18 protein-coding genes are annotated in these 20,765 nt (G+C 64.9%); 7 read left to right on the top strand and 11 right to left on the bottom strand.

What is annotated here, in order from left to right; all coding sequences use genetic code 11:
* Positions 1–52: 52 nt before the first annotated feature.
* The 6 genes from TQ29_RS04335 to TQ29_RS04310 form a co-directional block, all read right to left on the bottom strand.
* Positions 53–1,024 carry an SPOR domain-containing protein gene (locus tag TQ29_RS04335; RefSeq protein WP_054538161.1) on the bottom strand — a complete coding sequence of 324 codons (972 nt, stop codon included), beginning with the start codon at positions 1,022–1,024 and terminating at the stop codon, positions 53–55.
* A gap of 66 nt (positions 1,025–1,090) precedes the next feature.
* Entirely contained in the window at positions 1,091–1,723 is a 633-nt protein-coding gene (gene upp, locus TQ29_RS04330; RefSeq protein ID WP_037203993.1) for a uracil phosphoribosyltransferase, read from the bottom strand.
* Positions 1,716–2,708 (bottom strand): adenosine deaminase, encoded by a 993-nt coding sequence (locus tag TQ29_RS04325; RefSeq protein WP_054538160.1) that lies wholly within the window; start codon positions 2,706–2,708, stop codon positions 1,716–1,718. The genes upp and TQ29_RS04325 overlap by 8 nt, the downstream gene beginning before the upstream one ends.
* Entirely contained in the window at positions 2,705–3,877 is a 1,173-nt protein-coding gene (locus TQ29_RS04320) for a phosphopentomutase (protein ID WP_054538159.1), read from the bottom strand. The genes TQ29_RS04325 and TQ29_RS04320 overlap by 4 nt, the downstream gene beginning before the upstream one ends.
* Entirely contained in the window at positions 3,877–5,184 is a 1,308-nt protein-coding gene (locus TQ29_RS04315) for a thymidine phosphorylase (RefSeq protein WP_054538158.1), read from the bottom strand. Before TQ29_RS04315 ends, TQ29_RS04320 begins: the two co-directional genes overlap by 1 nt.
* A 3-nt stretch (positions 5,185–5,187) precedes the next feature.
* Positions 5,188–5,580 (bottom strand): cytidine deaminase, encoded by a 393-nt coding sequence (locus TQ29_RS04310; RefSeq protein ID WP_054538157.1) that lies wholly within the window; start codon positions 5,578–5,580, stop codon positions 5,188–5,190.
* A 284-nt stretch (positions 5,581–5,864) separates the two neighbouring features.
* On the opposite strand from TQ29_RS04310, the gene TQ29_RS04305 reads away from it, so the two are divergent.
* From TQ29_RS04305 to TQ29_RS04290, 4 genes are all read left to right on the top strand, one after another.
* Positions 5,865–8,144, top strand: coding sequence for an NADP-dependent malic enzyme (locus tag TQ29_RS04305; protein ID WP_054538156.1), 2,280 nt, complete (start codon positions 5,865–5,867; stop codon positions 8,142–8,144).
* Between the two features lie 122 nt (positions 8,145–8,266).
* Positions 8,267–10,162, top strand: coding sequence for a propionyl-CoA synthetase (locus TQ29_RS04300; RefSeq protein WP_054538155.1), 1,896 nt, complete (start codon positions 8,267–8,269; stop codon positions 10,160–10,162).
* 133 nt (positions 10,163–10,295) lie between these two features.
* The gene (locus tag TQ29_RS04295; protein ID WP_054538154.1) at positions 10,296–11,846 is read left to right on the top strand and encodes a hybrid sensor histidine kinase/response regulator; all 1,551 of its coding nucleotides are present in this window, start codon (positions 10,296–10,298) and stop codon (positions 11,844–11,846) included.
* Positions 11,843–13,246: a sigma-54 dependent transcriptional regulator gene (locus TQ29_RS04290; protein ID WP_082386517.1), complete on the top strand. Its 1,404-nt coding sequence runs from the start codon at positions 11,843–11,845 to the stop codon at positions 13,244–13,246. Before TQ29_RS04295 ends, TQ29_RS04290 begins: the two co-directional genes overlap by 4 nt.
* Here TQ29_RS04290 and TQ29_RS04285 read toward each other — a convergent pair.
* A complete protein-coding gene (locus tag TQ29_RS04285) occupies positions 13,243–14,007 on the bottom strand; it encodes an NAD kinase (protein WP_054538152.1) in 765 nt (254 codons plus the stop codon). The genes TQ29_RS04290 and TQ29_RS04285 overlap by 4 nt on opposite strands.
* Before the next feature lie 266 nt (positions 14,008–14,273).
* Here TQ29_RS04285 and glyA point away from each other — a divergent pair, with 266 nt between their 5' ends.
* Entirely contained in the window at positions 14,274–15,569 is a 1,296-nt protein-coding gene (gene glyA / locus TQ29_RS04280) for a serine hydroxymethyltransferase (protein ID WP_054538151.1), read from the top strand.
* A gap of 48 nt (positions 15,570–15,617) precedes the next feature.
* On the opposite strand, the gene TQ29_RS04275 is transcribed toward glyA, so the two are convergent.
* The gene (locus tag TQ29_RS04275; protein WP_157445510.1) at positions 15,618–15,941 is read right to left on the bottom strand and encodes a hypothetical protein; all 324 of its coding nucleotides are present in this window, start codon (positions 15,939–15,941) and stop codon (positions 15,618–15,620) included.
* 366 nt (positions 15,942–16,307) lie between these two features.
* On the opposite strand from TQ29_RS04275, the gene TQ29_RS04270 reads away from it, so the two are divergent.
* Positions 16,308–17,567, top strand: coding sequence for a calcium-binding protein (locus tag TQ29_RS04270; protein ID WP_054538149.1), 1,260 nt, complete (start codon positions 16,308–16,310; stop codon positions 17,565–17,567).
* Between the two features lie 93 nt (positions 17,568–17,660).
* Positions 17,661–18,431: an alpha/beta fold hydrolase gene (locus tag TQ29_RS04265; protein WP_054538148.1), complete on the top strand. Its 771-nt coding sequence runs from the start codon at positions 17,661–17,663 to the stop codon at positions 18,429–18,431.
* 9 nt (positions 18,432–18,440) lie between these two features.
* On the opposite strand, the gene TQ29_RS04260 is transcribed toward TQ29_RS04265, so the two are convergent.
* Genes TQ29_RS04260 through TQ29_RS04250 form a run of 3 tightly spaced genes read right to left on the bottom strand, consistent with a single transcriptional unit; the run spans position 18,441 to position 20,759 of the window.
* Positions 18,441–19,160, bottom strand: coding sequence for an SDR family NAD(P)-dependent oxidoreductase (locus TQ29_RS04260; protein WP_054538147.1), 720 nt, complete (start codon positions 19,158–19,160; stop codon positions 18,441–18,443).
* A 4-nt stretch (positions 19,161–19,164) separates the two neighbouring features.
* A complete protein-coding gene (locus TQ29_RS04255) occupies positions 19,165–20,505 on the bottom strand; it encodes an AMP-binding protein (RefSeq protein ID WP_054538146.1) in 1,341 nt (446 codons plus the stop codon).
* On the bottom strand, positions 20,505–20,759 hold the full coding sequence (locus tag TQ29_RS04250) for an acyl carrier protein (protein ID WP_200878907.1): 255 nt from the start codon (positions 20,757–20,759) through the stop codon (positions 20,505–20,507). Before TQ29_RS04250 ends, TQ29_RS04255 begins: the two co-directional genes overlap by 1 nt.
* Between the last annotated feature and the right edge of the window lie 6 nt (positions 20,760–20,765).

The following is a 20,765-nucleotide window of genomic DNA, read 5'->3' as shown; positions in this document are numbered from 1 at the left end:
AGCGCCCCGCACATGTTGGCGAGGCGCTGCTCCACTGTCCCGGATTTGTTTTTTATCTCCGCACGAATGCGTCCCGGTACCCTGCCATTCGAACCGCCCCGAGGGCGGAATTGAGATGCTCTTGCCCGGCAAACGGCCCGGCCAGCACAATCTGCACCGGCTTGCCGTTCATCCGGCCTTGCGCCACCGCAACCGGCAGCCCGAGCTGACGAAGCCGCGCGGCGGTGGCGGCGGAATTCGCCGGCAGCCCGAAAGTGCCGACCTGAACATATCCCGCCGCGGGCCGTACCTTCGCCGGGGTCTTGGTCGACGCGCGGGCGGTCAGGCGCTGACGGGCGCTCGCGGGTGCCGCAGCGGCGCGCGCAACCGGCCCCGGTTTCCCTTCGGCGACCAGACGGCGCGGCACGGTCTGCGTCCAGACCAGGTTCATCTGAGCCTCTCCCCGGGCGGTTCCGACGCCGCGCAGCGGGTTCAGCCGGTCGTCTTTCCACGCCCTTTCGTAACCTTTGGGAATGGTGATGGGCGCGGGCGTGATGGTGACGGCCATCGGCGCGGGTGCCGGCACCGATGCACGGACCGAGGCCGGCCGTGGGGCCGAAACGGTTTTCGGAGCCGGTGCGACCGCGACTTTCACCGGTGCCGCAACAGGCGCTACGGCGGGCGCCGGCTTGGCTGCAACAGGCGCGGGTGGCACCGGCGGAGCGACGGGAACAGGCGCGGCAACAATTTCCGCGATCTCGGGCTGCGGCTTCGGCGCGGGGGCCGGGGCGGCGGCGGCGAAGGTGGGTTTGAACCCGCACATCACCGTCCGGCCACGGCTCACGCGCGGCACCCAGGTGACGGTTCCCCCATAGCCGGCGCGGATATAGACGCAGCCCCGGCTGTCGACATATTGATTGGCCGCATAGTCCGCCGGTGGCAGCTCTGCCGGTCCGTCATCATCGGCCAGCGGCTGTGCCGACAGGGCATTGGCCAAGAGCACGGCCGCAGCGGCAGCCGCCACAGCCAGGGAAATCAGTCGCATATCATCACCCACAAGATATGGGCGAATCATGACTGATTGCACACAAGCAGTAAAGGGATTTAAAGCTTATTTTGTGCCAAACATGCGGTCACCCGCATCCCCTAGCCCAGGAACAATATATCCATGCTCATCGAGCCCCTCATCCACAGATGCTGTGACGATCGGCACGTCGGGGTGGGCCTCTTTCATGCGCGCGATACCTTCGGGCGCGGCCAGAAGACACAGGAAACGGATGTTCCTGGCCCCCGCCTTCTTCAACAGGTCAATCGCGGCGACCGATGAATTGCCCGTCGCCAGCATCGGGTCGACGGCAATGACCAGGCGGTCTTCCAGCGCCTCGGGCACCTTGAAATAATACTGAACCGGCTGCAGCGTCTCTTCGTCGCGATAGAGCCCGACGAAGCCGACCCGCGCCGCCGGGATCAGTTCCAGAATACCGTCAAGCAGCCCGTTGCCGGCGCGCAGAATGGAAATCAGCGCCAGCTTCTTGCCATCCAGGATCGGCGCCTCGATCTCGCGCATCGGCGTCTGGATGGTTTTCGTCGTCATCTCCAGATCGCGTGTCACCTCATAGGCCAGCAGATGCGAGATTTCGCGCAACAGCCGCCGGAACCCCGCCGTCGAGGTTTCCTTGTCGCGCATGATCGTCAGCTTGTGCTGCACAAGCGGGTGGTCAACAACGGTCAGGTAATCAGGCATCGCTTTTCTCCAGGCGTCTGAGAAGGGCCGCGCGGGTGTCATCGTCGCAGAAGGCGGCATTGACGGCGGTCGTGTTGAGGGTGGTGAACACCGCGTCGTCCCAGCCGAAGGCATCGGCCAGACGGTCATACTCGCGGGTCATCGAAGTGTGGAAGAAGGGCGGGTCGTCGGTGGAAACCGTGACCTTCAGCCCCTTGTCGAAGAATCCGCCGATCGGGTGGCTGCGCCAGGACCGGAACAGCCCGAGCGCGATGTTGGAGCCGGGGCACACCTCCAGCACGGTCCCGGTTTCTGCCAGTTCCTCGACCAGCGCCGGATCTTCGGCGGCGCGCACTCCGTGGCCGATCCGCTCGACCCGCAGGTCGTGCAGCGCGTCGCGCACCGATTGCGCCCCGCCCCATTCGCCGGCATGGGCGGTCAGGCGCAGGCCCGCCTCGCGCGCCATGTCGAACGCATAGGCGAAATCCTTCGGCTTGCCGACCCTCTCATCCCCCGCCAAGCCAAACCCCGTCAGCCAGTCGCCCGCCGTTTCGGCCGCGCAAAGCGCGGTCTGCCGGGCCTTTTCGGGGCCGAAATGGCGGATGCAGGTGACGATGCCGCGCATCACGATGCCGAACTCCCGCTCGGCCTGATCGGCGGCGTCACGGATCGCGTGAAGATATTCCCGCCACGCCCCGACATCGCGCCCGCCGCAGAAATCCGGCGACAGGAAGCTTTCGGTATAAATCACGCCGTTCGCGGCGCTTTCCTCCAGCACCGCCAGGGTCAGCCGGTGGTAATCCTCGGGCGTCTGCAGGGTCGCGGTCGCGGCCTCGTAGACCTGCAGGAAATGCCGGAAATCGGTGAAGGCATACCCGCCATCGGCATCGAAAACGCCGGAGATGTCCATATTCTTCCGCTTCGCCAGGCCACGGATAAAGGCCGGCGGCGCGGCGCCTTCCAGATGCAGGTGCAATTCAACCTTCGGAACGTTCTTCAGGCTCATAAGGCCTTGCCTTCCGGCGGCGATACGCCCAGATGCCGCGCCACGATCTCGGCCACGCCGGTGAACCCGATCAGCCCCACCGCCCGCAGTCCCACGCCATGGCCCACGACCGGCACCCGTTCCCGCGTATGATCGGTGCCGACCCACGTGGGATCATTGCCGTGATCGGCGGTGAACAGGATCAGATCGCCCGCCCGCGCCCTGGCGAAGATGCGCGGCAATTGCGCGTCGAACCATTCCAGCGCCCCGGCATAGCCTTCGACATTGCGCCGGTGTCCGTAAAGGCTGTCGAATTCCACGAAATTGGCGAAGGTCAGGCTGCCGTCTTCGGCCGTGCCCATCAGCCCTTCCAGATGGTCCATCAACTGCGCATCGGTGCCCTTGCACACATCGTCGATGCCCTGCATCGAGAAGATGTCGCCGATCTTGCCCACCGCGTGAACGCGCCCGCCCGCCGCCTGCACCCAGTCGCACAGCGTGGGCTCCGGCGGGGCGATGGCGAAATCGCGGCGGTGAGCGGTGCGGGTGAAGCCTTCGGCCTCCGACCCGATGAAGGGGCGGGCGATGACCCGGCCCACCTTCATCTCATGCACCATCGGCGCGATGCCCCGGCACAGATCCAGCAGCCGCTCGAGGCCGAAGCTTTGCTCATGCGCGGCGATCTGAAACACGCTGTCGGCGGAGGTATAGCAGATCGGCCGGCCGCTGCGCATATGCTCGGCCCCCAGTTCGGCCACGATGGTGGTGCCGGAGGCGTGGCAATTGCCCAGAATGCTGTCAGCGCCGGCAAGGCGGCAGACCTCGGCCACCAGATCGGGCGGAAAGCTCGGGACGGTGTCGGGGAAATAATGCCACTCCCACGGCACCGGCACGCCCGCCAGCTCCCAATGGCCGGATGGCGTGTCCTTGCCACGCGACACTTCCGTCGCGGCGCCCCACAGCCCCTGCGGTTCGGCCTCCAGCCCCGGCGCGTCCTCGCCCGAGGCCAGCCGGATCGCGGCGCCAAGGCCCAGCCTGTCGAGGTTGGGCATCGCCAGCGGCCGCGCCTGAGCGATATGGGCCAGCGTGTTGGCGCCGGTGTCGGGCGTTTCCCCGTTGTAAAACGCATCCGCATCCGGCGCGCCGCCGCATCCGACGGAATCCATCACCACGAGAAACGCGCGCGGCATCAGCGCAGCCTCCGGTGCACCAGCGGCGGGATGGTCGGATGGGCATCGCCGATGGTAAAGGCGGCGCGAACCACCTGTTCAACCGCGTCGGCGGCCTCTTCGGTGGCCGCATGGATCAGGGCCAGCGGCACATCGGGGCTGACGGTTTCGCCCAAGGGGGCAAGTTCCGACAGGCCGACCGAGGGGTTGATCCTGTCGCCCTCACGCTTGCGCCCGCCGCCAAGCTCGACCACGGCCAGGCCCAGCGCGTGCCCGTCGATCGCCCGCACCACGCCCGAGGCCAGCGCCGGCACCTCGCGCACCACCGGGGCCGATGGCAGACGATCGGGCCAACGCTCAACGAAATCCAGCGGCCCGCCAAGCTCTGCCACCATCTCTCCGAACTTCTCGGCCGCGGCGCCGCTTTCCAGCGCGCGGGCGATCCGCCCTGCCCCGTCGCCCGCGTCGGCGGCAAGCCCGCCCAGCGCCAGCAATTCGCCGCCCAGCGCGCAGGTGATATCCCACAGCGCGGGGGTCACGCCGGAGCCGGTGAGGGTTTCCATCACCTCGATCACCTCAAGCGCGTTGCCGGCGGCGGCCACCAGCGGCTGGCTCATGTCGGTGATCAGGGCCGAGGTCATGCAGCCCGCGCCATGCGCCGTCTCGACCAGCGACTCCGCCAGATCCTCGGCATCCTCCATCGTTTTCATGAACGCGCCCGAGCCGACCTTGACGTCGAGCACCAGCGCCTCCAGCCCCGCGGCAAGCTTCTTTGACAGGATCGAGGCGGTGATCAGATCGACGCTTTCAACCGTGCCCGACACATCGCGGATGGCGTAAAGCCGTTTGTCGGCCGGGGCGATATCGGCCGATGCGCCGACGATGGCGCAGCCGATGCTGGCGGTGATCGCCTGCAGCCGCTCGACGGAGACGTCGCAGCGATAGCCGGGGATCGCCTCCAGCTTGTCCAGCGTGCCGCCGGTGTGGCCCAGCCCCCGGCCCGAGATCATCGGAACATACCCGCCGCAGACCGCCACCGCGGGCGCCAGCAAAAGCGACACGCAATCACCGATGCCCCCCGTGGAATGCTTGTCGAGCACCGGGCCGGGCAGATCCCATTGCAGCACCTGCCCGCTGTCGCGCATCGCGCGGGTCAGGGCGACACGCTCTTCCTTGACCAGGCCGTTCAGCAGAACCGCCATGGCAAAGGCCCCGGCCTGCGCGTCGGTCACGCCGCCATTGGCCAGCCCGTTGGCGAACCAGGTGATTTCCTCGTCGCTCAGCCGCTCTTCGTCCCGCAGCTTGGCGATAATGACGCGGGCATCCATGCTCTATCCCTTTTCCATATGCGCGGCGCCAAAGGCCCCGGGCAACAAGCCCGCCACGCTGACGGTTTCGCGCAGGCCCGCGGTGGTGGCCATGGTCACGGGCACGTCGCCGGCGGCGAACTCCGCCAGTTTCTGACGGCAGCCACCGCAGGGGGGCACGGGGGCCGGGCTGTCGGCGATCACGGCGACCTCGGCGATCTCGTATTCCCCGGCCGCGCACATGGCGGCGATGGCGCCGGCCTCGGCGCAGGTTCCTTCGGGATAGGCGATGTTTTCGACATTGCAGCCGGTATAGACCGCGCCGCTTTTGGCACGGATCGCGGCGCCGACCTTGAAATTGGAATAGGGGGCATGGGCGTTCTCGCGCACGGCCCTGGCTGCATCGACGAGTGTCATTGGCGATCCTCCTGCCTGCAATCTGCGGCGGGGCGCAGGGGGATGCAAGCCTGAGCGCGATCCTTGCCGATACGTTAATCCGCGCCCCGCCCGGCCCGGCGAGGGAAAACACCCCCGACCGGCGGCAAAGCACCGCGATTTCAGCCATGGCAGCCCGGCAAAATTTCCGGCAAGATAGCGGCGAAAGCGGCGGATGCGATGTTCGGCTTGCATGCCGAAATGTTTCCGCGTATGCGGTATGCGCATTTTAGTTTAGCATTAAACTATCTTCAGGGAGGGGAGCCATGGCGGACGACAAGGCAAAATCGGCGCGCGACGAAGCACTCGACTATCACGCATATCCGAAGCCCGGAAAGCTGGAGATCCGCGCGACCAAGCCGCTGGCCAACGGGCGCGATCTTTCCCGCGCCTATTCGCCCGGCGTCGCCGAAGCCTGTCTGGAGATCAAGGCCAGCCCCCAGACCGCCGCGCGCTATACCGCACGCGCAAATCTCGTGGCGGTGGTCACCAACGGCTCCGCTGTTCTGGGGCTGGGCAACATCGGCGCGCTGGCCGCGAAACCGGTGATGGAGGGCAAGGCCGTCCTGTTCAAGAAATTCGCCAATATCGATTGTTTCGACATCGAACTGAACCAGAGCGACCCCGAAAAGCTGGCCGATATCGTCTGCGCGATGGAGCCGTCCTTCGGCGCGATCAACCTCGAAGACATCAAGGCGCCCGAGTGTTTCATCGTCGAAAAGCTGTGCCGCGAACGGATGAACATTCCCGTCTTCCACGACGATCAGCACGGAACCGCCATCGTGGTGGGCGCCGCGGCGACCAACGCGTTGCGCGTGGCCGGAAAGGATTTCAGCGAGATCAAGGTCGTGTCCACCGGGGGCGGCGCGGCAGGGATTGCCTGCCTGAACATGCTGCTCAAGCTTGGGGTCAAGCGTGAAAACGTGTGGCTTTGCGACATCCAGGGGCTGGTCTACGAAGGCCGGCAAGAGGATATGACCCCGCAAAAGGCGGCCTTTGCGCAGCCCTCCGATCTGCGCGGGCTGGGCGACGTGATCGAAGGCGCCGACCTGTTTCTCGGCCTGTCGGGGCCGAATGTCCTGACGCCCGAAATGGTCGGCAAGATGGCACAACGCCCGATCATCTTCGCGTTGGCCAACCCCACGCCCGAGATCATGCCCGAGTCCGCCCGCGCGGTGGCGCCCGATGCGATCATCGCCACGGGCCGGTCGGATTATCCCAACCAGGTCAACAACGTGCTGTGTTTCCCCTTCATCTTTCGGGGCGCACTGGACGTGGGCGCGACCGAGATCAACGATGACATGCAGCTTGCCTGTATCGAGGGCATCGCCGCGCTGGCCCGGGCGACGACATCGGCCGAGGCGGCAGAGGCCTATCGCGGCGAGCAACTGACCTTCGGCGCCGACTATCTGATCCCGAAACCCTTCGACCCGCGCCTGATGGGGATCGTGGCCACGGCCGTCGCCAAGGCGGCGATGACATCGGGCGTCGCCACCCGCCCGATCACCGATTTCGCCGCCTACAAGGAACAGCTCGACGGCTCCGTCTTCCGGTCGGCGCTGATCATGCGCCCGGTCTTTGCCGCCGCCGCCCAGGCCGAGCGCAACATCGTCTTCGCCGAGGGCGAGGACGAGCGTGTGCTGCGCGCCGCGCAGGCGATGCTGGAGGAAACCACCGACAAGCCCATCCTCATCGGCCGCCCCGACGTGATCGCCAGCCGCTGCGAACGCGCCGGGCTGACGATCCGCGAAGACCGGGATTTCCAGGTCGTGAACCCGGAAAACGATCCCCGCTACCGCGATTACTGGGGCACCTATCACGAGCTGATGGCCCGGCGCGGCGTGACGCCCGATCTGGCCAAGGCGATCATGCGCACCAACACCACCGCCATCGCGGCGATCATGGTGCACCGGGGCGAGGCCGACAGCATGATCTGCGGCACCTTCGGGCAGTATCTGTGGCACCTGAACTATGTGCGGCAGGTTCTGGCGCGCGACGGGCTGCATCCGGTGGGCGCGCTCAGCCTCATGATCCTCGAGGATGGTCCGCTGTTCGTCGCCGATACCCATGTCCACCCCGAACCGACGCCCGAACAGATCACCGAAACCGTGATCGGCGCCGCCCGCCATGTGCGGCGCTTCGGCATGGAGCCCAATATTGCACTGTGCTCGCATTCCGAATTCGGCAACCTCGATTGCGATACCGGCCGCCGGATGCGCGGGGCGCTGGAGCTTCTGGAACTGCGCGAGCCGGATTTCCGCTATGAAGGCGAAATGCACATCGATTCCGCGCTGGACCCGGCGTTGCGCGCGCGCATCTTCCCGAGCTCCCGGATCGAAGGCGCCGCCAATGTTCTGGTCTTCGCCAATACCGATGCAGCCTCTGGTGTGCGCAACATCCTGAAGCTCCGCGCCCGCGCGCTCGAGGTCGGGCCGATCCTGATGGGCATGGGCAACCGCGCCCATATCGCCACCCCGTCGATCACCGCACGCGGGTTGCTGAACATGTCCGCGCTGGCCGGAACCCCGGTCGCGCATTACGGCTGAGGCTCTGCCAAGCGGGGTGCTGCGCGGCTTTGGCGCGCAGCAGTGCCCTTACCGACGGATATAGCTTGCCCCGTGCCTCGCCGCTTCGTAACACGATTACAAAGAGGAGGAGGAAGCATACCATGGGGTACACCGAAGTTTACGAGGCGTGGCAAAAGGATCCGGAAGCTTTCTGGATGGACGCGGCACAGGCGATCGACTGGGACAGGCCCCCTTCCAAAGCGCTGTTCGACGAGAACGCCCCGATGTACGAATGGTTTTCCGACGGCATGGTCAACGCCTGCTGGAACGCGGTGGACCGCCACGTAGAGGCCGGGCGCGGGCATCAGACCGCCGTGATCTATGACAGTCCGGTAACCCATACCAAGCGCGAGATCCCGTATTTCGAGCTGCGCAACCGCGTTGCCAACCTGGCCGGTGCGCTGCGGGCCAAGGGTGTGGAAAAGGGCGACCGGGTGATCATCTACATGCCGATGGTCCCCGAGGCGCTGGAGGCGATGCTGGCCTGCGCCCGGCTTGGCGCGGTGCATTCGGTGGTCTTCGGCGGGTTCGCGGCGCATGAGCTGGCGGTGCGGATCGACGACGCCAAACCCAAATGCATCATCGCGGCCTCCTGCGGCATCGAGCCGGGGCGGATCGTGCATTACAAGCCGCTGCTCGACGGCGCCATTGAGCAGGCCAGCCACAAGCCCGATTTCTGCGTGATCTTCCAGCGCGAACAGGAAGTCGCGCATCTGGAGGAAGGCCGCGACTACAACTGGCACGGCTTTCAGTACGGCGTGCAGCCGGCCGACTGCGTGCCGGTCGAAGGGAACCACCCGGCCTATATCCTTTACACCTCCGGCACCACGGGCCAGCCCAAGGGCGTCGTGCGCTCGACCGGCGGCCATCTGGTGGCGCTGCACTGGACGATGAAGAATGTGTACAACGTCAAACCCGGCGAGGTGTTCTGGGCCGCGTCCGACGTCGGCTGGGTCGTGGGCCACAGCTTTATCTGCTACGGGCCGCTGGTTCACGGCAACACCACCGTGGTGTTCGAGGGCAAGCCGGTCGGCACCCCCGATGCCGGCACGTTCTGGCGCGTGATCGAGGAGCACAAGGTCAAGAGCTTCTTCACCGCCCCCACCGCCTTTCGCGCGGTCAAGCGCGAGGATCCGAAGGGCGAGCTTGTCCGCGAGTACGATCTCAGCAACCTCAGCGCGGTGTTCCTTGCCGGCGAGCGCGCCGATCCCGACACCATCACCTGGGCGCAGGATCAGCTTGGCGTGCCGGTGATTGATCACTGGTGGCAGACAGAGCTGGGCTATCCCGCCGTCTGCAACCCTGTCGGGATCGAACTGCTGCCGGTCAAGCTGGGCTCGCCTTCGGTGCCGCTGCCGGGATACGCGATGAAGATCCTCGATGACGATGGCAACGAACTGCCCAAGGGCGAGCTGGGCGCGGTCGTCACCCCGCTGCCGCTGCCGCCCGGCACGCTGCAGACGTTGTGGAACGCCGAAGACCGGTTCCGCAAAAGCTATCTGGAGCATTTCCCCGGCTATTACGAAACCGGCGATGCCGGATACCTGGACGACGACGGCTATCTCTACATCATGGCCCGCACCGATGACGTGATCAACGTGGCGGGCCACCGCCTTTCGACCGGCGCGATGGAAGAGGTGCTGGCCGCCCATCCCGATGTGGCCGAATGCGCGGTGATCGGCGTGGCCGATGCGCTGAAGGGGCAGCTTCCGCTCGGGTTTCTGTGCCTGAACGCCGGCAGCGAAAAGGCCGAGGCCGATGTGATCCGGGAATGCGTCGCCATGGTGCGCGATCAGATCGGCCCGGTGGCCGCCTTCAAACTGGCCTGCGTGGTCGACCGCCTGCCCAAGACCCGTTCGGGCAAGATCCTGCGGGCGACGATGGTGAAGATCGCCGATGGCGAACCCTTCAAGATTCCCGCCACGATTGACGATCCCGCAATTCTGGACGAAATTGCGGACGCGTTGAGAACATTGGGCTTTGCTGCTGCTGATTAGGCGGCTCCCGGTGCACCAACCTGCCAAATAAGACAGGTTGGTGCACCGATCCCGCGCGCGTTAAAAAGGGGTGATGCAACCTTAACGAGTGCATCGTGTATTGTAGTACTCGTATAGGAAAGGGAGCTGGTTCGTGACCCCAACAGAAAGCCGACACTCCCGACCCGAGGGCAAATCTGCTGTCAGCGCGCGGGCGGCGCTTCTTGGCCACGACATCCGCAACGCCGTCTCCGATATCATTGGCGGGCTGGCGCTGGCCGATCTGGAACCGCTGGACGACGCATCGAAACAACAGTTGCAACGGGCCCGAAGCGCCGGCGAACAGCTTGCCCGCCTCAGCGACGAGGTGCTTGCCCTTGTCACCGGCGAGGCGGGCCCCGGCGACGCGCAGCCGCGGGATCTGAACTTCGTTTCGTTCCTGAAAGATGTGGAAGCACGCTGGGCGGCGCATGCGCATTCGCACGGGCTTGGTTTTATACTGGATCTGGCGGCGGATCTGCCGCCGATGATCGGGACCAAGCAGAATGCGCTGGAGCGTATTCTGGCCAATCTCATCGGCAATTCGATGAAACACACCAAGGCCGGAAACGTCACCCTGTCGGTTGGCATCGGCGCCAGGGAAACGCTCCACCTGACGGTTCGGGACGACGGGCCGGGCTTCAGCGAGGCGGCACAGTCCCTGCTGTTCGAACGCGGCGGCCGCCCGCCCGAAAGCGAAACGCCGGGAACCGGCATGGGGCTGCACATCGTCCATGACCTGGTTCACCAGATCAACGGCCGCATGGAGGTGCGCAATCGCCCCGAAGGCGGCGCCGAGGTCGGGATATTGCTGCCGCGCGCCGCCTGGGCGCCCGGCGTCAGCGTACCGGGCCGCGCCGACAAACTGCCCGACCTGTCAGGCTGGACCGTGCTGGTGGCCGAGGATAACGCGACCAACCAACTGCTGATACGGCAGATGCTGGACACGCTCGGCGCGCAATGCCTGATCGCCGCCGACGGCCGCGAAGCGCTCGAGCTTCTCAACAGCAACGAATTCGATCTCGCCCTGATAGACATCGAAATGCCGCGCCTGTCGGGGCTCGATCTGATCCGCACCCTGCGCAGCCGCGAGGAATTTGGCTTCGCGGCCGACACGCTGCCGGTTCTGGCCATCACCGCCTATGTGCTGTCGGCCAACCGTGATGAGATTTACGAAGCCGGCGCCGATGGCATCCTTGCCAAGCCGATCATGAGCCTGGAGGCCTTCGGAGAGGCGATCTCGGCGATCCTGGACAAGAGTATCGGCAGTATCGGCGCGGTCCGCCCGATCGAAAAGCCGAATACGCCCGCAGTCAGCGCCGTGCATCTGGATCGCCTTCTCGCGCTGGCGGGCGACAAGGACGCGCAGGAGCTGCTGGACCGTCTTCGACAGGATATCGGCAACGTCCGCGCCGGTGTCCACGAGGGATTGCAGCGCACCGATTTCGCGTTGCTGCGCGGGCGGACCCATGTTCTCATCTCCCTGGCGGGGGCGATCGGCTCGGCCGAGCTGCAACGGGTCGCCGAGACGCTGAACGACGCGGCGCATCAAAAGGATCTGATGCTCATCCAGCCGCTGGCGCCGCGGGTGCTGAAACTGATCGACGATGTGCTGCTGATGCTGGACACCGAATATTCCGACCGTTTCAACGCGGGGGTGGCATGACCCAGCTGCTGCTGATCGAAGACACCCCGTCACTGCAGATGGTATATGAATCGGTGCTGCGCGGCGCGGGCTATGATGTGGTCTCTGCCGGAACCGCCGCAGAGGGGCTGCAACATTTCCGCAAGATACGGCCGCTGGTCGTGCTGCTCGACCTGATGCTGCCCGACCGCTCCGGCCAGGAGCTGATGTGCGATTTCCTTGAGCTGGAGCCAGAGACGAACGTCATCGTTGTCACCGCCAACGGGTCGATCAACAGCGCGGTCGAGGCGATGCGCAACGGGGCATACGAGTTCCTGCTCAAGCCATTCAACGAACAGCGGTTTCTTCATGCGGTGGAAAACGCGCTGGCCGACGGCGCCCGCGCGCGCGGCCAGCGCCCCCGCCATACCACCAATGACGCGCTGATCAGCACATTCGTCGGCTCTTCGTCCGTCATGCAAGAGGTCTACGACCGCATCCGCTCGGTCAGCCGGTCGATGGCGACGGTGTTCATCACCGGCGAAAGCGGCACCGGCAAGGAAATCTGCGCGCAGGCCGTGCATTCCACCTCGCATCGCGCCAGCGGCCCGTTCGTGCCGCTCAATTGCGGGGCCATCCCCTCCGACCTGCTGGAATCAGAGGTGTTCGGCCATCTCAAGGGGTCGTTCACCGGCGCCATCGTCGACAAGCCCGGCGCCGCCGCCGTGGCCGATGGCGGGACCCTGTTTCTCGACGAGATCTGCGAGATGGATCTGAACCTGCAGACCAAGCTGCTGCGGTTCCTGCAAACCTCGATGATTCAGCCGGTGGGCGCGCCAAAGCCGCACAAGGTGAACGTGCGGATCATCTGCGCCACCAACCGCGACCCGCTGGAAGAGGTCCGGCGCGGGCGCTTCCGCGAGGATCTGTATTACCGCCTGCATGTGGTGCCCATCCACCTGCCCCCCCTGCGCAAGCGCGGTGGCGATGTGGTCGAGATCGCCGAAGTGTCACTGAGCCAGTTCGCGCGCGAGGAAGGGCGGAGCTTTCACGGCCTCTCGGACGAGGTGAAATCCCTGTTCCGCAACCTCAGCTGGCCGGGCAACGTGCGCCAGCTTTTGAATGTGCTGCGCCATGTGGTGGTGTTGAACGACGGGCCGCTGGTCACGCTCGACATGCTTCCGATCGAGCTTCACCATGAGCGCGAGCGGCTGGCCAGCCCCTTCGCCCCGGGCGCGACCGTCGAGCAGGCCAAGCCGCATATCACGCTCGACGGGCTGATGGGCATGACCCTGGCCGAGATCGAGCAGCTGGTGATCGAGGAAACGATCTCGCGCCATGGCGGCTCGGTGCCGAAAGCGGCGCGCGTGCTCGATGTCTCGCCCTCGACGCTCTACCGCAAGCGCGAAAGCTGGGCCAAGACCGGCAAGAACGGCGCCTAGACGAACTGCTCGCGGATCAGCCGCTCCTCGAGCCCGTGACCGGGATCGAACAGGATGCGGTGCCGGATCGTCGGATCGCTCGTGATCTCGACCGAGATGACCAGCCCGGCGGTGCGGCTGTCGGCATCGGCCATCACCGGGCGCTTGGAGGGTTGCAGCACGTCGAACCGCACCTGCGCCGTATTCGGCAGCAGCGCGCCGCGCCAGCGGCGGGGCCGGAACGCCGCCATCGCCGTCAGGGCCAGAACATCCGAGCCGATCGGCAGGATCGGCCCGTGCGCGGAATAGTTGTAGGCTGTGGACCCCGCCGGGGTCGAGACCAGCGCGCCGTCGCAAACCAGCTCGTCCAGGCGCACCTTGCCATCCACGGAAATCCGCAGCTTGGCGGCCTGCGGCCCCGCGCGCAGCAACGACACCTCGTTGATCGCCAGCGCTTCATGCACCTTGCCGTCCACCCCGATGGCGCGCATCCGCAGCGGGTTGACCACCTCTTCCTCGGCCGCCGACAGCCTGTCGAGCAGGTGCGCTTCGTGGTATTCGTTCATCAGAAAGCCGACGGTGCCGCAGTTCATGCCGTAAACCGGTGTATCCAGATGCTGGGTGGCGTGCATGGTCTGCAGCATGAAGCCGTCACCGCCCAGTGCCACGATCACATCGGCCTCTTCGGCGGGAACGTCGCCATATTCGGCGGCCAATGCGCGATGCGCCGCGTTCGACGTTTCGGTCCCGCTTGCCATAAAGGCGATTTTGGTTCTTGGCATGACAGGCCCCTTCCATGGCGCATAGTTTCCCGCGCCGCGCGGGGAACTCAACCCCCGCCGGGTTTGTGTAGGCGGATGCCGGTGGATATGCAAAGACTCCCGAAGCCGGAACAACCCGCGCGTTTCGATGCCTTGCCAGGCACAAAAGTTTCCCATGCGCGACGCGCATTTCGCGAATTCCCCGATTGCCGCCGCCTTTGTGCCCTTTCGTGACAGAAATTTGTCAGTTAAATACGCCGCAAATCCGCATCCTTCAGGAGACGCACATGAACGCCCCCCACCGTGACGCCGGATTCTTTACCGAATCCCTTTCCACCCGCGACCCCGAGATCGCCGAGGCCATCGGCCTGGAACTGGGCCGCCAGCGCGACGAGATCGAGCTGATCGCGTCCGAGAACATCGTCAGCAAGGCGGTGATGGAGGCGCAGGGCTCTGTCCTGACCAACAAATACGCCGAAGGCTATCCGGGGCGGCGCTATTATGGCGGCTGTCAGTTCGTGGACATCGCCGAAAACCTGGCGATCGAGCGCGCCAAGCAGCTGTTCGGGTGCGGCTTTGCCAACGTGCAGCCCAATTCCGGCTCTCAGGCCAATCAGGGCGTCTATACCGCGCTGCTGCAGCCGGGCGACACCATTCTGGGCATGAGCCTGGATGCCGGCGGGCATCTGACCCACGGTGCCAGGCCCAATCAGTCGGGCAAATGGTTCAACGCGATCCAGTATGGCGTGCGCAAGCAGGACAGCCTGCTGGATTACGATCAGGTGCAGGCGCTGGCGACAGAACATCAGCCCAAGCTGATCATCGCCGGCGGCTCGGCCATTCCGCGGCAGATCGACTTTGCCCGGATGCGCCAGATCGCCGACAGTGTCGGCGCCTATCTGATGGTCGACATGGCGCATTTCGCGGGGCTCGTGGCGGGTGGCCAGCACCCCTCGCCCTTCCCCCATGCGGATGTGGCCACCACGACCACGCATAAAACCCTGCGCGGTCCGCGCGGCGGCATGATCCTGACCAATGACGAAGCGATCGCCAAAAAGATCAACTCGGCCATCTTCCCCGGCATTCAGGGCGGCCCGCTGATGCATGTGATCGCCGGCAAGGCGGTGGCCTTCGGCGAGGCGCTGCGCCCCGAGTTCAGGGAGTACGCCGCGCAAGTGGTCAAGAACGCCCAGGCGCTGGCCGATCAATTGATGAAGGGCGGGCTCGATATCGTCACCGGCGGTACCGACACCCATGTGCTGCTGGTCGATCTGCGGCCCAAGGGGGTGAAGGGCAACGCCACCGAAAAAGCGCTGGAGCGTGCCCATATCACCTGCAACAAGAACGGCATCCCCTTCGATCCGGAAAAGCCGATGGTCACCTCGGGCGTTCGGCTGGGCACACCGGCGGGCACCACCCGCGGCTTCGGCGCGCCTGAGTTCCGCCAGATCGCCGACTGGATCGTCGAAGTGGTCGACGGGCTGGCCGCCAATGGCGAAGAGGGCAACAGCGCGGTGGAAGCTAAGGTCAAGGCCGAGGTGATGGCGCTGTGCAAACGCTTCCCGATCTACCCCGAGCTTTGAAGAAACCGGAAGGAGGGCCCCCTGCCCTCCTTCCCCTCCGCCTCTGGCCTAGAGCAGGCCGCGCCAGAGCAAAATGCCCGTGATCAGCCCGGTCAGCACGAACAGGTTGAACGAAAGACCGGCCAACGCGCCCAGAATGGCGCCTTTGCGCCGGTCGGATGTATCGATTGCCTTCAGATGATCAAGCAATCTGCGTTCGGCAGTTTGCAGGCGGGGCAGATCAACCTGCTTCATCAATTTGGGATGTGCCCTCTTTTCCAGGGCATCGGCCATCACGGCCGCCTCCGGCTGCACTTTGAATGGCATCTGTCGGCGCGCTTGTTTCAGCCGGGCCGGCAGATCGTTTCCGCGCGCGCCCAGCTTGTCACGCAACAGGCGTGAAATCTCGGATTCGCGTGTTCGGGCGATATTCTCGGCCATCTCCCCCCTCTACCAGTTACCAATTACCGGATACCTGAATTCCCAAGGATGGATGCTCACCACAGCATGCTGCCCGGCACCCCGGGATTCCCGGCAAACTGTTCATGTTTCCCGCCCCGGTGCTGCGCGAATTGGCAGTTTCACGTTTGCCCGCACAAATTTTCGGCCACGCGCCATCCGCACGAAGCAAGACGACGGCATGAAGATAGACGCAAGCCCCGTTCACAATGATTAATTTCCCGCAGCCTCGTCAAAAGAGTTTCACGTGCCAGTGGTTTAAGAGGCTCATTCCATTATTTTCCACCCAGGGTGACAGCAATGACAACCTACACAATACCCGCCTATTTTGGCACGCACTACTTCTATGGCAACAGTGAAAGTTCGGATTGGGAAAGCGGTGCCTCGGTCTCCATCGTGGCACCGGACAATTCGACCACTCTTTCTTATACTCTTACCGGCGAGCAGTGGGATGATGAAAGCGGGGCAGTCCCCGATTACGTTGGCGAAGTGTACCAGCTCACCGGCACAACGACCGGCGGCACAAGCTTCGACCTCACGTCCGACAGTTTCTATGAAGAGATCGCCGGAATAGGCTGGGGCGGTGGAAACTCCGCCGTTTTAAGCTCATTCTGGACGACTAGCGGCAGCAATTACGACAATGAATTCATGCTCATTCTGGGCGGCGACAGCCCTCCCGGATGGTATGAGGGAACCCTGGACCTCGAGAATTTCGCCGATTTTCAGGTAACCTTCTTCGGCGATCCCGGCCCCGGCCCCTTTGGCCCTGGCACGATATTCGCAATCGCCGATATTCCCGGCGTCACGATCACGGAAAACGACAAGATCACGGGCACCGACACGCGCGATGTGTTTTCGGGCGGCGCGGGCAACGATAGGATTCTGGGCCAGGGTGGAAATGACAAGCTGAAGGGTGGTGCCGGCAAGGATGTACTGAAAGGCGAGGCCGGCAAAGACACGCTTGACGGCGGCGGCGGCAACGACACGCTCAAGGGTGGCGCCGGCGCGGATGATCTGACTGGTGCGGGCGGCAAGGACAGCCTGCTCGGCGAGGGCGGAAATGACACGCTCAACGGCGGCAACGGGAACGACACGCTCAAGGGCGGCGCCGGCGCGGATACCCTGCTCGGCGGGGGCGGCAAGGACAGCCTGCTGGGCCAGGGCGGAAACGATACGCTCAAGGGCGGCAACAAGAGCGATGTCGTGAACGGTGGCGACGGGGCCGACAAGCTGTTCGGCCAGGGCGGGGTCGACACCCTCCTCGGCGGCAAGGGCCAGGACAAGCTGAACGGCGGCGCCGGAAACGACGTGCTGACGGGCGGCGGTGGCGGCGATGTGTTCATTTTCGATCATGGCAAAATGGGCGACGACACGATCACCGATTTTCAGGTCAAGCTCGACAGCATCAAGATCGACCTTGGCGGCGCCCGGGCCTCTTCCGTCAGCACGTCACTCGTGGGTGAAGACACTGTAATCACCTATGGCGATGGCGGCATCAATTCGATAACACTGGAAGACATGCAGCTCAGCCACAACGAAATCGATTTTCTTTTTGTCTGAGCATGATCTCTCGGCGCCCCTGTCATAAGGGGCGCCGTGTTTATCTGCCGCGCCGGCGCATGCCGGCGCCCCACCAAATAGGCCGCCCCGACGATGCCGCTTGCCACCACGATTTTCGGCTCCGACGAGGCCAACCCGCCGCTTCTGATCGTCCACGGTCTGTTTGGGTCCGCGCGCAACTGGGGCGTCATCGCCAAACGTTTGTCCGACACGCGGCAGGTGATCACCGTGGACATGCGCAATCACGGGGAAAGCCCGTGGTTTCCGACCCATTCCTATCCCGATCTTGCGGATGATCTGATGCAGGTCATCAAGGCCCATGGCGGCCGGGCGGATGTGCTGGGCCATTCGATGGGCGGAAAGGCCGCGATGGTGCTAGCGCTGACGCAGCCTTCGCTTGTCAATCGTCTGGTGGTGGCCGATATCGCGCCGGTGGTCTATGGGCACACCCAGGCGCATCTGATCCACGCCATGCGCGCGCTGGACCTGGCGCAGGTCGAAAAGCGTTCCGACGCCGATGCGCTGCTGGCGGAAGAGATTGAAACCCCATCGGTCCGCGCCTTTCTTCTGCAGTCGCTGGACGTGAAAGAACGGCGCTGGCGGCTCAATCTGGATGTGCTGGAAACGGAAATGCCCCGGATCATCGGCTTTCCCGATATCACCGGCCAGTTCAACGGCCCGGCCCTGTTTCTGTCAGGCGCGGACTCCGATTACGTGCAGCCCGGCCACCGCCCCCTGATAAAGGCGCTGTTTCCAAATGCGGTCTTTGCGAGGATCCCCGGCGCCGGCCACTGGCTGCATGCCGAGAAACCCCGGGAATTCGAGGCCGCCCTGCGCGCGTTCCTGCCGGTGTCGGCGGACTGACCGGCGCCCTCAGGCGGTGCTGCCGCCATCCACGGTGATCACGGTTCCGGTGATCCGGTTGCCATCCGGCCCCAGAAGCAGCGCGATCGCGCCCGTCACATCCTCGACCTCGGGCAGGCCAAGCGGCGCGCGGCGACGGATCGATGCCATCTTGTGCACGTCCAGCCCGCCGGTCATCTCGGTTTCCATATATCCGGGCGCGATGCAGTTGACGGTGATGCCCATCTTGCCAACCTCGCGCGAGAGCGAGCGGGTGAACCCCTCCAGCCCGGCCTTGCTGGCGGCATAGGCGGCCAGGCCGTGGAACCCGGTCGAGGCGATGATCGACGAAATGTTGACGATCCGCCCCTCATGCGCCGCCAGCATCCCCCGGCTGATATATTTGGCAAAGATGATCGGCGCCGTCAGGTTCACCTCGATCACGCGCAGGATGTCTGTCTTGTGCATGGTCGCCAGAATGCCGTCCGCGCCGATGCCCGCGTTGTTGACCAGCCCCCAGATGCGCCCGTGCTGTTTGGTGATGCTGCTGACAACGCCGGGGATGGCATCCAGATCGCCGACATCGAAAGGAATGAAATGCACGCGCCCCTCTTGTTCGGCCATCAGCGCCTTGTAGCCATCGCTCAGGCTGCGGCTGAGGCCGACCACGTTATACCCGTCCGCGCTCAGCCGTTTCGCTGTGGCCAGGCCGAGGCCACGGGATACGCCGGTAATAACTACGGTTTTCATTCCATCATCCTTTCGCCGCCGATCGGACCAGCTTGCCCGCGGCGTTAACCTGAAAACTCTCTACAAAACGCACCATGGCGGGTACCGCCTCGCGCTCCAGCCCGTCGCGGCAGGCCGCGATGATCCGCGGTTTCATCTCCGCCCGGTCCGCATCACCCGCCAGCTGCACCTCGGCCACGATCAGCGCGCCGGTGATCGGATTGGACTTGGATGAAACCTTCGCCATCGCAACGCCGGGCACGCCGGTGATCACCCGTTCGATAACCTCGGGAAACACCTTCACCCCGCCCACGTTGATCGAGCCGTTGTCGCGCCCCAGAAAGAACGCCCTGTCCCCCTCAAGGCTGATCCGGTCGCCCGAACAGACATAGCCTTCGGCGTCGATCTCGATCGCGGGGTCCTTGTGGCCGGCCGCGCCGGCAACCGGCGGGCGCAGCCACAGGATGCCATCGACCAGCTTCATCTTCACACCCGTCGGCGCCGCCTTCAGATAGGCCGCCGGAAAGCCGGCGCGCCCGTCATTCACCGCAAAGCCGACGCCGGCCTCGGTGGACGCATAGATATGGGTCATCCGCGTATCGGGAAAGGCCCCGCGCAGCGCGTCCAGAATGCCCTGATCAACGATCTCACCGCCCAGGGTGATCTGGCCCAGCGGCACGTCCCGGATGCCCGGCACCATCATCAGCCGCCGCCACAAGGTGGGCGTGGCGGAAAGGAACGTACAGCCGTGGCGTGCAAGCTCGGCCACCTGTTCGGCCAGCGGCAGCGATGTATCGGGCGCGACCAGCGTGCCGCCGCCGATCAGCGCCTGCAGCGTGACCTGCATCCCGGCGAACCGGGTCGGGTCATAGAGCAGCCCCCAGACCGGGTTGCGATCAGCGCCATAGCGATAAACGGTGCGTGACAGCGATTTCAGCGAATGCGCGATGATCTTGGGCACACCGGTGGTTCCGGAGGTGGTCATCAACCACCGGGTCGGCAGCGGCTCTGCCCGGTGCCGGTCGCCGCGCACCTGATCGGGGCGGCGCAGATCGCCGGCCCCGGCCAGATCGGCCCGGTCGGTAACGATCGCGCTGCAACCCGCCGCATCGGCAAGCTTGCGCACGATCTCGGGCGGCTGGGCATAGGAAACCAGAAGCAGGGTTTCCACCTGCCCGTCCAGCGCCAGCAGCGTTTCGATCAGAACACGCGGATCGGAAACGCTGATCGCCAGCCTGTCATCGGGCGAAAGATCGGCAGCGGCGCCGATCGACGCCGCCGCCTGCGGCGACAGGCTGCCGCTGGCCGAGATGACAAGGGGCCGCGCGCGGCTGGCTGCCGCGATCTGTTGCGACAGGCAGGGCATCAGGCTGGCTTGTATTGGCGGTAGAACGCCACAAACTCCTGAAAAGTCTGCGGATAATAGGCGTTGTCGCTCAGGGTGAAGGGATCGTACCCCAGCTCTTCCTCAAGCTGGGACACGAAGATGGCGAAGCCCAGACTGTCCAGCCCGCTGTCCAGCAGCACCGTGTCATCGGCAAGCTCGGGCGCATCGCTGCCCTTTTCGGAAAGCCAGACATCGGCGAAAACCCGGCGGATATCGGTTTCAAGATTATCCAAGACGTA

This window comes from Actibacterium sp. EMB200-NS6 (genome assembly GCF_001305615.1).
GTDB lineage: Bacteria > Pseudomonadota > Alphaproteobacteria > Rhodobacterales > Rhodobacteraceae > Actibacterium_A > Actibacterium_A naphthalenivorans.
The sequence above is the reverse complement of the archived record's forward strand: the minus strand, read 5'-3'. Positions and strand labels throughout refer to the sequence as shown.

What these genes read in the sequence shown, in the direction of transcription:
- TQ29_RS04290 (WP_082386517.1), top strand. Translation starts at nt 11,843, where the DNA reads ATGACCCAGCTGCTGCTGATCGAAGACACCCCGTCACTGCAGATGGTA.
- TQ29_RS04270 (WP_054538149.1), top strand. Translation starts at nt 16,308, where the DNA reads ATGACAACCTACACAATACCCGCCTATTTTGGCACGCACTACTTCTAT.
- TQ29_RS04255 (WP_054538146.1), bottom strand. Translation starts at nt 20,505, where the DNA reads ATGCCCTGCCTGTCGCAACAGATCGCGGCAGCCAGCCGCGCGCGGCCC.
- TQ29_RS04300 (WP_054538155.1), top strand. Translation starts at nt 8,267, where the DNA reads ATGGGGTACACCGAAGTTTACGAGGCGTGGCAAAAGGATCCGGAAGCT.
- TQ29_RS04335 (WP_054538161.1), bottom strand. Translation starts at nt 1,024, where the DNA reads ATGCGACTGATTTCCCTGGCTGTGGCGGCTGCCGCTGCGGCCGTGCTC.
- TQ29_RS04320 (WP_054538159.1), bottom strand. Translation starts at nt 3,877, where the DNA reads ATGCCGCGCGCGTTTCTCGTGGTGATGGATTCCGTCGGATGCGGCGGC.
- TQ29_RS04260 (WP_054538147.1), bottom strand. Translation starts at nt 19,160, where the DNA reads ATGAAAACCGTAGTTATTACCGGCGTATCCCGTGGCCTCGGCCTGGCC.
- TQ29_RS04285 (WP_054538152.1), bottom strand. Translation starts at nt 14,007, where the DNA reads ATGCCAAGAACCAAAATCGCCTTTATGGCAAGCGGGACCGAAACGTCG.
- TQ29_RS04265 (WP_054538148.1), top strand. Translation starts at nt 17,661, where the DNA reads ATGCCGCTTGCCACCACGATTTTCGGCTCCGACGAGGCCAACCCGCCG.
- upp (WP_037203993.1), bottom strand. Translation starts at nt 1,723, where the DNA reads ATGCCTGATTACCTGACCGTTGTTGACCACCCGCTTGTGCAGCACAAG.
- TQ29_RS04315 (WP_054538158.1), bottom strand. Translation starts at nt 5,184, where the DNA reads ATGGATGCCCGCGTCATTATCGCCAAGCTGCGGGACGAAGAGCGGCTG.
- glyA (WP_054538151.1), top strand. Translation starts at nt 14,274, where the DNA reads ATGAACGCCCCCCACCGTGACGCCGGATTCTTTACCGAATCCCTTTCC.
- TQ29_RS04305 (WP_054538156.1), top strand. Translation starts at nt 5,865, where the DNA reads ATGGCGGACGACAAGGCAAAATCGGCGCGCGACGAAGCACTCGACTAT.
- TQ29_RS04325 (WP_054538160.1), bottom strand. Translation starts at nt 2,708, where the DNA reads ATGAGCCTGAAGAACGTTCCGAAGGTTGAATTGCACCTGCATCTGGAA.
- TQ29_RS04310 (WP_054538157.1), bottom strand. Translation starts at nt 5,580, where the DNA reads ATGACACTCGTCGATGCAGCCAGGGCCGTGCGCGAGAACGCCCATGCC.